Below are 14476 nucleotides of genomic sequence, written 5' to 3'. Positions count from 1 at the left end.
GCGGCTTTTATCAGAGGGTAACAGGTATCGGGACGCTCGCGTGCCCGCCGCCCTCCGGCCGCTCACCCCTCACCGGGGCCTGACGGGAACTTACTTATCCGGCGCATCCCACTCCTCCCCCGGCTCATCCCTCCTAGGGAACAGCTTGCCGCACGGATTGCGGCTGCGCCGAGGAGCTCAATCTACATGGCAGAGAAAATGCTTATCGATGCGTCTCACGCTGAGGAGACGCGGGTTGTCGTCGTACGCGGGAACCGCATAGAAGAATTCGACTTCGAGTCCCAATACAAGAAACAGATCCGCGGCAATATCTACCTTGCCAAGGTCACGCGCGTCGAACCGTCGCTCCAGGCGGCCTTCGTCGACTACGGCGGCAACCGCCACGGCTTCCTGGCCTTCGCCGAAATCCACCCGGATTACTACCAGATCCCGCTTGCCGACCGTCAGGCCCTCCTGAGGGCCGAGGCCGAGGAGCACCGCCGCGACGACGACATCGAGCATGTCGAGACCGCCGGCGACCGTTCCGAGGAGAGCGAGGCACCGGCCGAGGCCGAAGCCGCCGCCACCGTCGAGGAGACGCCGGTCGAGGCCGTAGCCGAACCCGAGGTCGTCGAGGCCTCCGCCGATCTGGCCGAGGAAGCCCCGGCCGAAAAGCCGAAGAAGCCGCGCCGCACCCGCAAGGCCAAGGCGAAGACCGAGGACGCCCCGGCCGCCGAAGAGGCCGCCGCCCCCTCCGAAGGCAGCGACGACGAGACGCCCGGCGGCGCGATGGCCATGGCCGTCGACACCGATGAGGTCTCCGAACCCGCCGAACGCAAGCGCGGCCGCCGCCGGCGCGACGAAGACGAGGATGACGACGACCACAACGGCGAGGAAAAGGAAGTCATCGAATCCGTCGGCGCCGAAGACGCCATGGAAGAGGTTCCGGACCGCGTCCAGCGCAAGCCGCGCAAGCAGTACCGCATCCAGGAAGTCATCAAGCGCCGCCAGATCCTGCTCGTGCAGGTCGCCAAGGAAGAGCGCGGCAACAAGGGCGCGGCGCTGACCACGTACCTGTCGCTCGCCGGCCGCTACTCCGTCCTGATGCCGAACACGGCGCGCGGCGGCGGCATTTCCCGCAAGATCACCAACCTGCAGGACCGCAAGCGCCTGAAGGAGATCGCCCGCGATCTGGAAGTTCCGCAGGGCATGGGCGTCATCCTGCGCACCGCCGGCGCCAACCGCACCCGCGTCGAGGTCAAGCGCGACTTCGAATACCTGATGCGCCTTTGGGAGAACGTCCGCACGCTCACCCTCGCCTCCACGGCGCCCTGCCTCGTCTACGAGGAAGGCTCGCTCATCAAGCGCTCGATCCGCGACCTCTACAACAAGGACATCAGCGAGATCGTCGTTGCCGGCGAGGAAGGCTACAAGGAGGCGAAAGCTTTCATGAAGATGCTGATGCCGAGCCACGCGAAGGTCGTCCAGCCCTATCGCGACGTGCATCCGATCTTCTCGCGCTCGGGCATCGAAGCCCAGCTCGACCGCATGCTGCAGCCGCAGGTGACGCTGAAGTCCGGCGGCTACATCATCATCAACCAGACCGAGGCGCTCGTCTCGATCGACGTCAACTCCGGCCGCTCGACGCGCGAGCACTCCATCGAGGAGACCGCGCTGCAGACGAACCTGGAAGCGGCGGAAGAAGTCGCGCGCCAGCTGCGCCTGCGCGACCTTGCCGGCCTCGTCGTCATCGACTTCATCGACATGGAGGAGAAGCGCAACAACCGGGCCGTCGAGAAGCGCCTGAAGGACCATCTCAAGAACGACCGCGCGCGCATCCAGGTCGGCCGCATCTCGCATTTCGGCCTGCTCGAAATGTCGCGCCAGCGCATCCGCGCCTCCGTTCTCGAATCGACCATGCAGACCTGCCCGCACTGCAACGGCACGGGGCATATCCGCTCGCAGTCGTCCGTCGCGCTGCATGTCCTGCGCGGCATCGAGGAATATCTCCTCAAGAACACGACGCACAACATCACCGTCCGCACCACACCGGACATCGCGCTCTACCTCCTCAATCACAAGCGCGGCACGATCATCGACTATGAGGCCCGCTTCGGCGTCGCCATCATCATCGAGGCGGATGCCCATGTCGGCGCGCAGCACTTCGCTGTCGACCGCGGCGAGCCCGTCGAGAACCCGGTCAAGATCGAACAGCTCATGCATTTCGAGCCCGAGCCGGAAGAAGACGACGTCGTGATCGAGGAGGAGATCGACGAGGAAGAGGACGAGGCCCGTCCCGCTGCGGCAGCCCAGGCCGCGCAGTCGGCCTCCGACGAGAACGGCCGCAAGCGCAAGCGCCGCCGCCGCCGTCGCGGCAAGGGCCGCGAGAACGGCGAAGGCGCCGACACCGCCTCCTTCGGCGGCGAGCGGGCGGGCGATGAAGACACGCTCGACGGCGACGACGAGGATGCCGAAGGCGAGGAAGGCCAGGACGGCGCACAGGCCTCCGATTCCGAGCCCCGCCGCAAGCGCCGCCGCCGCGGCAAGCGCGGTGGCCGCCGCAATCGTCCCGAGGACGAGGGTTCCGCCGATGCCGAAGGCGCCGATGGCGAGGATGAAGGCGACGACGAGGGTGAAGAGATCGCCGCCGTCGAAGCCGAAACCGTCGAGGTAGCGGCCGCTCCCGAGGAAGTGCCGGCCGAGGTCGTCGCCGAAGAGGCGCCGGCCAAGCCGAAGCGGGCCCGCCGCAGCCGCGCCAAGGCTGCTGCCGAGGACGTCGCGCCGGACGAAGCCGCCCGCAGCGAAGTCGAGGCGCAGCCCGTCGCCGTCGTGGAAGAAGCCGCTCCGGCCGAGCCGGAAGTCGAGGAGGCCTCCGCCGATCTCGAAGAGCCGGCCAAGCCCGTCCGCGCCAACCGCGACATCAACAAGATCGCTTCCGAGCCGGTGGTGAAGTCGTCCACGACGAAGGAAGCCACGCCGGAAGACGAACCGGAAAAGCCCAAGAAGGGCGGCTGGTGGCAGCGCCGCGGCTTCTTCTGAGACGCCTGTCTTAACGGATGAATTTGAAAGGCCCGGTTTCGACCGGGCCTTTTGCTTTCATGCGGAAATCGGGTGGCTGCCTGCCTGCCCTTCTGCGACACCCGCGGTCGTCAGAAACCAGCAGGGAGACATCCATGACCCGCCTCGACGACAAGGTCGCCATCATCACCGGCGCAAGCTCCGGCATCGGCCGCGCCGCCGCCCTCCTCTTTTCCCGCAATGGTGCAAAACTCGTGCTCTCATCGCGCGGGCGCGACCGGCTGGAGGCCGTGGCCGGCGAGGTCCGCGCGGCCGGCGGCAGCGCCATCGCCCTTGCCGGCGACGTCGCCGACGAAGCGCATCACCGGGACCTTGTCGATGCCGCGAAGGCGGAATTCGGCGGCCTCGACATCGCCTTCAACAATGCCGGCACGACGGGACCCGTCGGCCCGCTGCCCGACCTTTCCATGGAGGACTGGCAGGGCGTCCTCGGCGCCAATCTCACGAGCGGCTTCCTTGCCGCCAAGTACCAGTTGCCGGCGCTGGAGGCGCGCGGCGGCGGCTCGCTGGTCTTCACCTCCACCTTCGTCGGCCATACGGCGGGCTTTCCGGGGCTTGCGGCCTATGCCGCCTCGAAATCGGGCCTCATCGGCCTCGTGCAGGTGCTCGCCTCGGAATGCGGGCCGAAGGGCATCCGCGTGAACGCGCTGTTGCCGGGCGCCACGGACACGCCGATGGGACGGGAAGTGGCGGCGACGCCCGAGGCACGCGCCTTCGTGGCGGGCCTCAACGCCTTCAAGCGCATGGCCGAGCCGGAGGAGATCGCCGAGGCGGCGCTTTTCCTCGCCGCGCCGGCCTCCAGCTTCATGACCGGCACGGCCATGCTGGTGGACGGCGGCGTCTCGATCAACCGCGTGTGAGAAAGTGATTCACCTGCCTGAAAGATCGATTCCGCTTCGCGCCGCAACGCCTTGAAGCGGAATCCTTTTCAGCCGAGCCAGCGTGCGAGGCGGTCGACCGCCTCGCTCATCTCCTCGAAGGAACCGGCATAGGAAAAGCGCATCGTGTGATGGCCGTCCTTCGGGTCGAAGTCGATGCCGGGCGTCGCCGCCACGTCGGTCTCGGCCAGCATGCGCCGGGCGAAGGCCATGCTGTCGTTGGTGAAGCGGCTGACATCGACATAGGCGTAGAAGGCGCCGTCCATCGGCGAGGCGACGGAGAAGCCGAGTTCCGGCAGGCGCTTGACGAGGAAGTCACAGTTCACCCGGTAGGCGTCGCGATAGACGTTCAGCTCCGCCTCCGCGCCGAGCGCCGCCTCCGCTGCGATCTGCGAGAGCTCCGGCGCGGAGATGTAGAGGCTCTGGGCGATGCGCTCGACGGGGCGCACCAGTTTTTCCGGCAGCACCATCCAGCCGATCCGCCAGCCGGTCATGCAATAGTATTTCGAGAACGAGTTGATGATGACGGCATCCTCGCCGAATTCCAGCGCCGTCGCCTCCTCGCCGACGAAGGTGAGGCCGTGATAGATCTCGTCCGAGATGAAGGCGATGCCGTTCTCCCGGCAATAGGCCGAGAGCGCGGCAAGGTTCGCCCGCCCCGTCACCGTGCCGGTGGGATTGGCGGGGCTTGCCAGCAGCACGCCGTCGATGCGGCCCGCGGCCTGAAGCGCCTCCGGCGTCAGCGTGAAGCCGTTTTCGGCGCTCACCTCAATCTCCACCGTCTCGATGCCGAGCGCGGCGAGGATGTTGCGATAGGCCGGGTAGCCGGGACGCGCGATGGCAACGCGGTCGCCGGCATCGAAGAGGGCGAGGAAGGCAAGGTTGAAGCCGGCCGACGAGCCCGTGGTAATGGCGATGCGGCCGGGATCGACCGAAACGCCGTGGCGCTCCCGGTAGAAATCCGAGATGGCGCGGCGCAGCGAGAGAAGGCCGAGCGCGTCCGTATAGCCGATGCGGCCGATCTCCAGCGCCTTGCGCGCCGCCTGGCGGGCCGCCTCGGGCGCCGGGTGCACGGGCTGGCCGACGGCCATGGAGATGACCGGCCGGCCGCTTGCGCGCCGCTTCGTCGCCTCGGCGAGCACGTCCATGGCGTGGAAGGGTTCGACGGCCCCGCGGCGGGAGAGTTTCATGGCTTGCCTTTCTGCGCTTCCGGTCCGCCGCCTTCCTGCCGCAAGACGCCGCTCTTCACAATCCCGCGAGGGCCGAAAATCCGCCGCTTTTGCCCTGTCGTTTGCAAGGCTTGCGTCATAAGGTCGTTGAAAGCCCGCCCCCGGCATTGACGCGGCGGCGCGGGCAATGGCACTTCTGCGGCGCATCACGACGAGGACAGGACAAAGATGATTTTCAAGACGAAGCTCGCGGCCACCGTTGCCCTTGCCATTACGGTCGCAGCCCCCCTTCCCGCCCTCGCGCTCGACGACGCGCAGAAGAAGGAGTTCGGCGACTTCATCAAGGAATACCTCGTCGAGAATCCGGAAATCCTCATCGACGTGCAGGAAGCCCTGCAGAAGAAGCAGGCGGCGCAGCAGCAGGCCAAGGCCGAGGCCGTCATCACCGACAACGAGAAGACGATCTTCTCCTCGCCCTACGATATCGCCCTCGGCAATCCGAAGGGCGACGTCACCATCGTCGAGTTCTTCGACTACAATTGCGGCTACTGCAAGCGGGCGCTGCCGGACATGGACGCGATCCTGAAGGACGACAAGAACGTCCGCTTCGTCCTCAAGGAACTGCCGATCCTCGGCCCCGATTCGCTTGCCGCCCACAAGGTGAGCGCCGCCGTGCGCGACCTTGCGCCGGAAAAATACGGCGCGTTCCACCGGGCGCTGCTCGGCAGCGAAGGCCGCGCGACGGAGGAGAGCGCCATTGCGATCGCCTCCGGCATGGGCATTTCCGAGGCGGATATCCGCAAGACCATGGCCGACAAGCCGCATGACGACGCCGTGCGCCAGGCCTATTCGCTGGCGAACGACCTCGGCATCACCGGCACGCCGTCCTATGTCGTGGGCCAGGAAATGGTGTTCGGCGCGGTCGGCGAAGAGGACCTTCGCGAAAAGATCGCCAACGTGCGCGCCTGCGGCAAGGCAACCTGCTGATTTCGCCATCTTCCTGCCATGCTGGCCGTGTTGAGCGCTTGGCTTGTGGACATCGGCCCTTTCGACCGGCAAAGCCCCTGCCCTTGGGGCTTTCCCTGCGGGAACCGCCGGTCTATAGGTAGTCCTCTATCCAGCATGCGGAATTGCGAATGGCTCTACCCCTTTTCGTGCTCAACGGCCCCAACCTCAACGCACTCGGCAAGCGCGAGCCCGGTATCTACGGCGGCCACACGCTCGCCGACATCGAGGCGCTCTGCAAGGCGGAGGGCGAGAAGCTGGGCTTTGCCGTCGATTTCCGCCAATCCAACCACGAAGGCGATCTGGTCGACTGGATCCATGAGGCCGGCGACGTTGCCGCCGGCATCGCCATCAACGCCGGTGCCTATACCCACACCTCGCTCGCCCTGCATGACGCCATCCGCGCCATCAAGATCCCGGTGGTCGAGCTGCACCTTTCCAACGTGCATGCCCGTGAGGAATTCCGCCACAAGTCGATGATCGCGCCCGCCGTGAAGGGCGTCATCTGCGGCTTCGGCGCGCACAGCTATATCCTCGCGCTCCATGCGCTCTCATCCATCACGACATAAGAAGAACCAGAGGCTCACTTCCATGGCTGAAAAGAAACACGGCATCGATCAGGCTCTGATCCGCGATCTCGCCAACATCCTCAACGAGACGGACCTGACCGAGATCGAAGTGGAGCAGGACGACCTGCGCATCCGCGTCTCGCGCGCCGGCACGCCGCAATATGTCCAGGCCCCGATCGCCGCTCCCGCCCTCAGCGCGGCCCCGGCCGCCGCGCCCGCCGCAGCGGCAGCCCCCGCCGACGCCCGCAACAACAAGAATGCCGTGACGGCGCCGATGGTGGGCACCGCCTACCTCTCGCCCGCCCCGGGCGCCCGCGCCTTCGTCGAAGTCGGCGCGAGCGTCAAGGAAGGCCAGACCATCCTCATCATCGAAGCCATGAAGACGATGAACCAGATCCCCGCGCCGCGCTCGGGCAAGGTCACCGAAATCCTCGTCTCGGATGCAAGCCCGGTCGAATACGGCGAACCGCTGATCGTCATCGAATAAGGCGGGTCCCATGATCTCCAAAGTCCTCATTGCCAACCGCGGCGAAATCGCCCTTCGGGTCCTTCGGGCCTGCAAGGAGCTGGGCATCGCCACGGTCGCCGTGCATTCGACGGCCGACGCCGATGCCATGCATGTGCGCCTTGCCGACGAGAGCGTGTGCATCGGCCCGCCGCCCTCGCGCGAAAGCTACCTCAACATCCACCAGATCGTCGCGGCCTGCGAGATCACCGGCGCCGATGCCGTGCATCCGGGCTACGGCTTCCTGTCGGAGAACGCCAAGTTCGCGGAAATCCTCGACGCGCACGGCATCACCTTCATCGGCCCGACGGCGGAGCACATCCGCATCATGGGCGACAAGATCACTGCCAAGCAGACGGCGCAGGAACTCGGCATTCCCGTCGTTCCGGGCTCCGACGGCGAGGTGAAGCCGGAGAACGCGCTGGAAGTCGCCCGCAAGATCGGCTTTCCCGTGCTCATCAAGGCCACCGCCGGCGGCGGCGGCCGCGGCATGAAGGTCGCCAAGACCGAAGCCGACCTCGACGAGGCCGTCTCGACCGCCCGTTCCGAGGCGCTTGCCGCCTTCGGCAACGATGCCGTCTACATGGAAAAGTACCTCGGCAAGCCGCGCCACATCGAAATCCAGGTCGTCGGCGACGGCATGGGCAATGCTGTGCACCTCGGCGAGCGCGACTGCTCGCTGCAGCGCCGCCACCAGAAGGTCTGGGAAGAAGCCAATTCCCCGGCCCTCAATGTCGAGCAGCGCATGAAGATCGGCCAGATCTGCGCCGATGCCATGAAGAAGCTGAAATACCGCGGCGCCGGCACGGTGGAGTTCCTCTACGAGAACGGCGAGTTCTATTTCATCGAGATGAACACGCGCCTGCAGGTGGAGCACCCGATCACCGAGGCCATCACCGGCATCGACCTCGTGCACGAGCAGATCCGCGTCGCCTCCGGCGCCGGCCTCTCCGTGGAGCAGAAGGACATCGTCTTCTCGGGCCATGCCATCGAGTGCCGCATCAACGCCGAGGACCCGCGCACCTTCGTTCCCTCGCCGGGTACGATCACGCATTTCCATGCGCCGGGCGGCCTTGGCGTGCGCGTCGATTCGGGCGCCTATCAGGGCTACCGCATCCCGCCCTACTACGACAGCCTGATCGGCAAGCTCATCGTGCACGGGCGCACGCGCGTCGAATGCATGATGCGCCTGCGCCGCGTGCTCGACGAGTTCGTCATCGACGGCATCAAGACGACGCTGCCGCTGTTCCAGGACCTCATCGGCAACCAGGACATCGCCAACGGCGACTACGACATTCACTGGCTGGAAAACTACCTGGCCAGCAAGACCGACGCCTGAGAGGGCGCCGGTCATGGCAGGGCGGCGCAGCAGGCACCCGGAGATCACCCCGGAACTCCTCCTGCGCGCCTATTCCATCGGTCTCTTCCCGATGGCCGATTCGGCAGACGACCCGGAGCTCTTCTGGGTCGAGCCGGACATGCGGGGCGTCATCCCGCTCGATGGCTTCCATGTCTCGCGCAGCCTCGCCAGGACGATCCGCAGGAAACCCTTCGACATCCGTTTCGACACCGCCTTCGACGCGGTGGTGGCCGCCTGCGCCGAGGCCGCGCCGGACCGGCCGTCGACCTGGATCAACGCGAAGATCAAGTCGCTCTACGGCACGCTGCACCGTATGGGCCACGCACATTCCGTCGAGGCCTGGGAGGGCGATACGCTGGTCGGCGGCCTCTACGGCGTCTCGCTGGGCGCTGCGTTCTTCGGCGAAAGCATGTTCTCGCGGCGCACGGACGCCTCCAAGATCTGCCTCGTGCATCTCGTGGAGCGTCTCAGGGAACGCGGCTTCCGCCTGCTCGACACGCAGTTCACGACGGAGCACCTGAAGACGTTCGGGGCGGTCGACGTGCCGAAGATCGAGTACGAGGACATGCTGGCGGGCGCGCTGGCCTCGCCGCATTTGCCGTTCTGACGGTCGTGCCGGGGGCGTGGATCCTCGGGTCAAGCCCGAGGATGACGTAAGAAGACAGAATTGCGATAAAAGCAGCGTTGCCTATGCCGCGCCAGTCGACGGAAGGAAACCTCCTCCCCTCCGTCATCCTCGGGCTTGACCCGAGGATCCACGCGGCACGGGAGTCCCCTACTCGGCCTTCGCCTGCGAATCGTCCGGGGGCGGGACGTCCGACTTCGTCTTGCACTCGGTCAGCCACACGTCGTAGACGGGGTGCTCCACGGCGTTGAGGCCGGGGCTGTCGGCGAACATCCAGCCGGTGAAGATGCGGCGGATCTTGCGGTCGAGGGTGATTTCGTCGACCTCGACGAAGGAGGTGATCTTCTGCGCCTCGGTGTCGTCGCGGCTGTAGCAGACCTTCGGCGTCACCTGCAGCGCGCCGAACTGCACCGTCTCGCCGATATAGACGTCGAAGCTGGTGATGCGGCCGGTGATCTTGTCGATGCCGGAAAAGGTGGCGACGGGATTTTCGATGCGCGCGGCCTTTGAGGGCACGGGCGCCATGACGATGCCGGCAGCCATCGCCGCGAACGCGGCCGAAAGAAGCCGCCGCCCTGCCCTTGCCGTCGAAAAGCCGATTGTCATGAATGCCGTCTCCTGCGCTCCGCGCCGGCCTTTGCCGGCCCGTTCGGAGCTACCGGCGAAATGTGGCCAAATCGGTGTCAGTTGCCCGGCGTCCAGGCATCGTAGTCGCCCGTCACGCGCGGACGCTCGCCGGCAGCGGCAATCGAGCCCGGCGGGCGATAGGCCTGGGCGGTGCCGGTGGGGTTCTTGCGGTGCGGCTGTTCCCACTCGCGCGCCTTGTAATCCTCGTCGGCCGGGGAAACGTCGGTGCGGTGGTGCATCCAGCCGTGCCAGCCGGCCGGAATGGCCGAAGCTTCGGCGTAACCGTTGTAGATCACCCAGCGGCGCGTGCGCCCCTCGGAATCCTTGCCGCCCTGATAATAGACGTTGCCGAACTCATCCTGTCCGACCCGGGTGCCGAAGCGCCAGGTGTGAAAGCGGGTGCCGATCGTCTGACCGTTCCACCAGGTGAAGATCTGCTTGAGAAGGTTCATGGGCTGGCGTCCTTGGCAGGGCCATGCCGGAAGCGCGGCCCGAGACTGATATTTTCTTCCGCTTATGGCGCGGCGGGGCCGGAATGTCCAGCGATTCCCGCGCCTTCGCATAGGGCTTTTCGCCGCTTTTCAGCCGCCGAGCGGCTTCTCGTAGACGTGCAGCGGCACGCCGGAAACATCGTCCGCCGTGTGCCTGGCCTCGCCGACCTTGGCAAAGCCGTGCGCCAGATAGAAGGCGACGGCCGCTTCGTTGCGCGGATCGACCTCCAGCAGCATGGCATTGGCATCGGGAAAGCAGGTCTCTAGCTCGGCGAACATGTCGCGGCCGATGCCCTGCCGCTGGTAGCGCGGCAGCACGTAGAGCTGGTGCAGCAGTGCCGTCTTCGGCCGGTCCTTTGCCATGGCGACATAGCCCATGCCGGCGAACTCCCTGCCGTTGTCGGCGACGACGAACTCGCTGTCCTTGCGCTCCAGCCGGGCCTTCAGCGCCGGCACGGAATGCCAGCGCGCGGTGATCTCGCTCACCCTGTCCGCGCCGTAGAGGCCATCATAGGTCGCGTGCCACGTCTCGGCCAGAAGCGCGCTGACCTTCGCCAGATCGCGCTCCGAAGCCGTACGGACAAAAAACACCGGGTTACTCCTCGATGCCGAGCTTGGCCTTGACGAGGGCCTGCACGGCCTGCGGGTTGGCCTTGCCGCCCGTCGCCTTCATCACCTGGCCGACGAACCAGCCGGCAAGCGTGGGCTTGGCCTTGACCTTCTCGACCTGATCGGGGTTCGCGGCGATGATCTCGTCCACGGCCTTCTCGATGGCGCCGGTATCCGTCACCTGCTTCATGCCGCGCGCCTCGACGATCTCCGCCGGGTTGCCGCCCTCGTTCCAGACGATCTCGAAGAGGTCCTTGGCGATCTTGCCGGAGATGGTGCCGTCCTTGATGAGGTCGATGATGCCGCCGAGCTGGTCGGGCGAAACCGGAGTCTCCTCGATGGCCTTGCCGCCCTTGTTCAGGGCGCCGAGCAGGTCGTTGATGACCCAGTTGGCGGCAATCTTGCCGTCGCGGCCGGCGGCGACGGCCTCGTAGTAATCGGCGATCGCCTTCTCCGAGACGAGCACCGAGGCGTCATAGACCGAAAGGCCGAGATCCTTGACGAAGCGCAGCTTCTTGTCGTCCGGCAGTTCCGGCAGGTCGGCGAGAAGCGCGGCGACGAAGGCATTGTCGAATTCGAGCGGCAAGAGGTCCGGATCGGGGAAGTAGCGGTAGTCGTGCGCGTCTTCCTTGGAGCGCATGGAGCGCGTCTCGCCCTTGCCCGGATCGAAGAGGCGGGTTTCCTGGTCGATGGAACCGCCATCCTCCAGAATGCCGATCTGGCGGCGGGCCTCATATTCGATGGCCTGGCCGATGAAGCGGATGGAGTTGACGTTCTTGATCTCGCAGCGCGTGCCGAAGGGTTCGCCCGGACGGCGCACCGAGACGTTGACGTCCGCGCGCATCGAGCCCTCGTCCATGTTGCCGTCGCAGGTGCCGAGGTAGCGCACGATGGAGCGCAGCTTCGTCATGTAGGCCTTGGCCTCGTCCGAGGAGCGCATGTCCGGCTTGGAGACGATCTCCATCAGTGCCACGCCCGAGCGGTTGAGGTCGACATAGGACATGGTCGGATGCTGGTCGTGCATCGACTTGCCGGCGTCCTGCTCGAGGTGCAGGCGCTCGATGCCGATCTCGATATCCTCGAAATTGCCCTGCCGGTCGGGCCCGAGCGAGATGACGATCTTGCCCTCGCCGACGATCGGGTCCTTGAACTGCGAGATCTGGTAGCCCTGCGGCAGGTCCGGGTAGAAGTAGTTCTTGCGGTCGAAGATCGAGCGGTGGTTGATCTCGGCTTTCAGGCCAAGGCCGGTGCGCACCGCCTGCCGGACGCATTCGATGTTGATGACGGGCAGCATGCCGGGCATGGCGGCGTCGACGAGCGAGACATTGGCGTTCGGCGCCTTGCCGAACTCGGTGGAGGCGCCCGAGAAGAGCTTGGAATTGGACAGGACCTGCGCATGCACCTCCATGCCGATGATGACTTCCCAGTCGCCGGTGGCGCCGGGGATCAAGCGTTTCGGATCGGGGGTGCGGACGTCGACGAGGGTCATTGCAGGCTCTTTTTGTGGTGTCTTCGGTGCTGTCTCGGTAGAACATATGGGCAGGCGGCGCAAGGTTTTCAGCGGGTGCCGCCGACCCTCGTTAGCCAAGCCGCAAGGTTGACCGGCTATAAAGCGCGCCATGGGCACGACAGCAACGCTTTTCATCATCTTCCTCCTCTTCAACGTCGTCACCTTCTGCCTCTACTGGTGGGACAAGGAAGCAGCGCGGGACGGCCACTGGCGCGTTTCCGAGGCACGGCTGCTGCAGTTCGCCTTCCTCGGCGGCAGTCTCGGCGCCGTTGCTGCGCAACGCCTGCTACGGCACAAGACGCGCAAGGAACCGTTCCGCACGCAACTGATGGCGATCCTAGTCCTTCACGCGGCGCTCGTGCCGGCGGCGCTGATCTTCGGCCCTACCCTGCTCGATATGCTGCGTGCCGGCTGAGCGGCCTCTTGCCCGCATGTGTTGACAGACGGCAAGATTCGTAACTATTATTGTTACATGAAGAGAAACAGCCGACTTTCCGCCGTGCTCCATGCACTCATGCACATGGCCGAGCGCGAGGCGCCGATGACCTCGGAAGACCTCGCCTTCTGCCTCGACACCAATGCCGTCGTCGTCCGGCGCACCATGGCCGGGCTGCGCGATGCCGGCATCGTGCAATCCGGCCGCGGCCATGGCGGCGGCTGGCACTTCGCCCGGCCGCTCGCCGACATCTCGCTGCTCGACATCTACAACGCACTCGGCGAGCCCATCGTCTTCCAGATCGGCCCGGCGACGGAAATGCCGGGCTGCGCGGTCGAGCAATCCGTCAACCGGGTGATCGGCGATGCCCTGAAGGATGCCGAGGCGATCCTGATGGCGCGCTTCGCCGCCACGACGCTCGCCGACCTTGCCGCCGATTTCCGGGTGGCGGCGAAACACTGCCGGGCCGATACCGGCTGACGGCAGCCAATTCCCGAGACCTGCATCGAACGGCCGGCACCTGTCGGGCGAACGATGCCGCACGCTCCACGAAAGGATGAACCATGACCGAAGATGCCATCATCATCGGCGGGGGCTTTGCAGGCCTTTCCGCCGCCCTGCAGCTTGCCCGCGCCCGCCGCCGCATCACCGTTCTCGACACCGGCGAGCCGCGCAACCGCTTCGCCGCCCGTTCGCACGGCTTCCTCGCGCAGGACGGCAGGCCGGGACGCGATATCCTCGCGGAAGCCCGCCGGCAACTTGCCGCCTACGGGACCGTCAATTTCCGAAACGCGCCGGCCGAGCGGCTGGACGGCGAGAGGGATGCCTTTTCGGTCGTCACCGGCGACGGCAGCCGGATCGAGGGGCGGCGCGTGCTGCTCGCCACCGGCTTCGAGGACCGGCTGCCCGACATTCCCGGCCTTGCAGAGCGCTGGGGCAGGACGGTGCTGCATTGCCCCTACTGCCACGGCTACGAGGTGGGCGGCGGCCCCGTCGGCGTGCTGGCCCGCACCGCCGAAGCGGCCCGCTTTGCCGCCGTCGTCGCCGACTGGGGCGACGTCACGCTCTTCACCAACATGGCACCGGAGCCGGACGAGGAGGCGCTTGCCGTACTCGCCGCCCGAAAGGTCAGGCTCCGGCCCGGCCGCGTCACCGCCATTGCCGACGGGCCGGACGGCATGCTCTCCGTCGAGACGGGGCCGGGCATCCCGACATTGGTGAAGGCGCTGTTCGTGATGCCGGAGGCACGGGTGCGCAGCGCCATCCCCGCCGGGCGCGGCCTGAAGCTGAAGGAAACGCCGGTCGGCAGCATCCTTGCAACCGACGACACGGGCCAGACCTCCCTGCCCGGCCTCTATGCCGCCGGCGACATCGCGCTCGGCGCGGCCAATATCTCGCTCGCCTCGGCCAATGGCGTGAAGACAGCGGTGTTCCTGCACCATTCGCTGATCTGGCCGTCGCATTGACCTTCGCGGCTCTCCCGGTTATCCCGGGATATCCGCAAATGGAGTTTTGATGTCCAACTCGTCCGAGACCTGCTGAGGACCCTGCCCGCAACGGTTTGCGCGCAGGGTCGGAAAAACGATGAGCCTGCCGCCCTCAGGGCGGCGGAACGTTTTTTCGCGTTCATCCGAA

15 protein-coding genes are annotated in these 14476 nt (G+C 66.3%); 10 read left to right on the top strand and 5 right to left on the bottom strand.

Annotation, left to right across the window (positions count from 1 at the left end; translation table 11 throughout):
- Positions 1-186: 186 nt before the first annotated feature.
- Both ACZ5TO_RS06085 and ACZ5TO_RS06080 read left to right on the top strand, forming a co-directional pair.
- Positions 187-3018 carry an Rne/Rng family ribonuclease gene (locus tag ACZ5TO_RS06085; protein ID WP_464799918.1) on the top strand — a complete coding sequence of 944 codons (2832 nt, stop codon included), beginning with the start codon at positions 187-189 and terminating at the stop codon, positions 3016-3018.
- Positions 3019-3152: 134 nt separating this feature from the next.
- Entirely contained in the window at positions 3153-3917 is a 765-nt protein-coding gene (locus ACZ5TO_RS06080; protein ID WP_464799917.1) for an SDR family oxidoreductase, read from the top strand.
- 68 nt (positions 3918-3985) lie between these two features.
- Here the strand turns inward: ACZ5TO_RS06080 and ACZ5TO_RS06075 are convergent, their stop codons facing one another.
- On the bottom strand, positions 3986-5125 hold the full coding sequence (locus ACZ5TO_RS06075; RefSeq protein ID WP_464799916.1) for a pyridoxal phosphate-dependent aminotransferase: 1140 nt from the start codon (positions 5123-5125) through the stop codon (positions 3986-3988).
- Between the two features lie 207 nt (positions 5126-5332).
- Between ACZ5TO_RS06075 and ACZ5TO_RS06070 the strand changes: the two genes are divergently transcribed.
- From ACZ5TO_RS06070 to aat, 5 genes are all read left to right on the top strand, one after another.
- The gene (locus ACZ5TO_RS06070; RefSeq protein ID WP_464799915.1) at positions 5333-6091 is read left to right on the top strand and encodes a DsbA family protein; all 759 of its coding nucleotides are present in this window, start codon (positions 5333-5335) and stop codon (positions 6089-6091) included.
- A 149-nt stretch (positions 6092-6240) separates the two neighbouring features.
- A complete protein-coding gene (gene aroQ / locus ACZ5TO_RS06065) occupies positions 6241-6678 on the top strand; it encodes a type II 3-dehydroquinate dehydratase (protein ID WP_184145456.1) in 438 nt (145 codons plus the stop codon).
- Positions 6679-6700: 22 nt separating this feature from the next.
- Positions 6701-7165 carry an acetyl-CoA carboxylase biotin carboxyl carrier protein gene (gene accB / locus ACZ5TO_RS06060; protein ID WP_184145455.1) on the top strand — a complete coding sequence of 155 codons (465 nt, stop codon included), beginning with the start codon at positions 6701-6703 and terminating at the stop codon, positions 7163-7165.
- Positions 7166-7175: 10 nt separating this feature from the next.
- Entirely contained in the window at positions 7176-8522 is a 1347-nt protein-coding gene (gene accC / locus ACZ5TO_RS06055) for an acetyl-CoA carboxylase biotin carboxylase subunit (protein ID WP_464799914.1), read from the top strand.
- A gap of 13 nt (positions 8523-8535) precedes the next feature.
- On the top strand, positions 8536-9150 hold the full coding sequence (gene aat / locus ACZ5TO_RS06050) for a leucyl/phenylalanyl-tRNA--protein transferase (protein WP_464799913.1): 615 nt from the start codon (positions 8536-8538) through the stop codon (positions 9148-9150).
- A gap of 168 nt (positions 9151-9318) precedes the next feature.
- Here aat and ACZ5TO_RS06045 read toward each other — a convergent pair whose 3' ends face one another.
- The 4 genes from ACZ5TO_RS06045 to gatB all read right to left on the bottom strand — a co-directional run bounded on the left by ACZ5TO_RS06045 (position 9319) and on the right by gatB (position 12384).
- Positions 9319-9711: a DUF2155 domain-containing protein gene (locus tag ACZ5TO_RS06045; RefSeq protein ID WP_464800340.1), complete on the bottom strand. Its 393-nt coding sequence runs from the start codon at positions 9709-9711 to the stop codon at positions 9319-9321.
- Between the two features lie 140 nt (positions 9712-9851).
- A complete protein-coding gene (locus tag ACZ5TO_RS06040) occupies positions 9852-10247 on the bottom strand; it encodes an NADH:ubiquinone oxidoreductase subunit NDUFA12 (RefSeq protein ID WP_184145451.1) in 396 nt (131 codons plus the stop codon).
- A 129-nt stretch (positions 10248-10376) separates the two neighbouring features.
- Positions 10377-10877 (bottom strand): N-acetyltransferase family protein, encoded by a 501-nt coding sequence (locus tag ACZ5TO_RS06035; protein WP_464799912.1) that lies wholly within the window; start codon positions 10875-10877, stop codon positions 10377-10379.
- Between the two features lie 4 nt (positions 10878-10881).
- Complete coding sequence (gene gatB / locus ACZ5TO_RS06030) at positions 10882-12384, bottom strand: Asp-tRNA(Asn)/Glu-tRNA(Gln) amidotransferase subunit GatB (RefSeq protein WP_464799911.1); 1503 nt, start codon at positions 12382-12384, stop codon at positions 10882-10884.
- Between the two features lie 130 nt (positions 12385-12514).
- Here gatB and ACZ5TO_RS06025 point away from each other — a divergent pair, with 130 nt between their 5' ends.
- The 3 genes from ACZ5TO_RS06025 to ACZ5TO_RS06015 all read left to right on the top strand — a co-directional run bounded on the left by ACZ5TO_RS06025 (position 12515) and on the right by ACZ5TO_RS06015 (position 14307).
- Positions 12515-12820, top strand: a complete 306-nt coding sequence (locus ACZ5TO_RS06025) for a DUF1294 domain-containing protein (protein ID WP_464799910.1) — start codon at positions 12515-12517, stop codon at positions 12818-12820.
- A 57-nt stretch (positions 12821-12877) separates the two neighbouring features.
- The gene (locus ACZ5TO_RS06020) at positions 12878-13321 is read left to right on the top strand and encodes an Rrf2 family transcriptional regulator (protein WP_464799909.1); all 444 of its coding nucleotides are present in this window, start codon (positions 12878-12880) and stop codon (positions 13319-13321) included.
- Between the two features lie 83 nt (positions 13322-13404).
- On the top strand, positions 13405-14307 hold the full coding sequence (locus ACZ5TO_RS06015) for an NAD(P)/FAD-dependent oxidoreductase (protein ID WP_464799908.1): 903 nt from the start codon (positions 13405-13407) through the stop codon (positions 14305-14307).
- Positions 14308-14476 lie beyond the last annotated feature (169 nt).

The organism is Shinella sp. Sh6, assembly GCF_055392685.1.
This window is presented reverse-complemented; position numbering and strand designations above follow the sequence as displayed.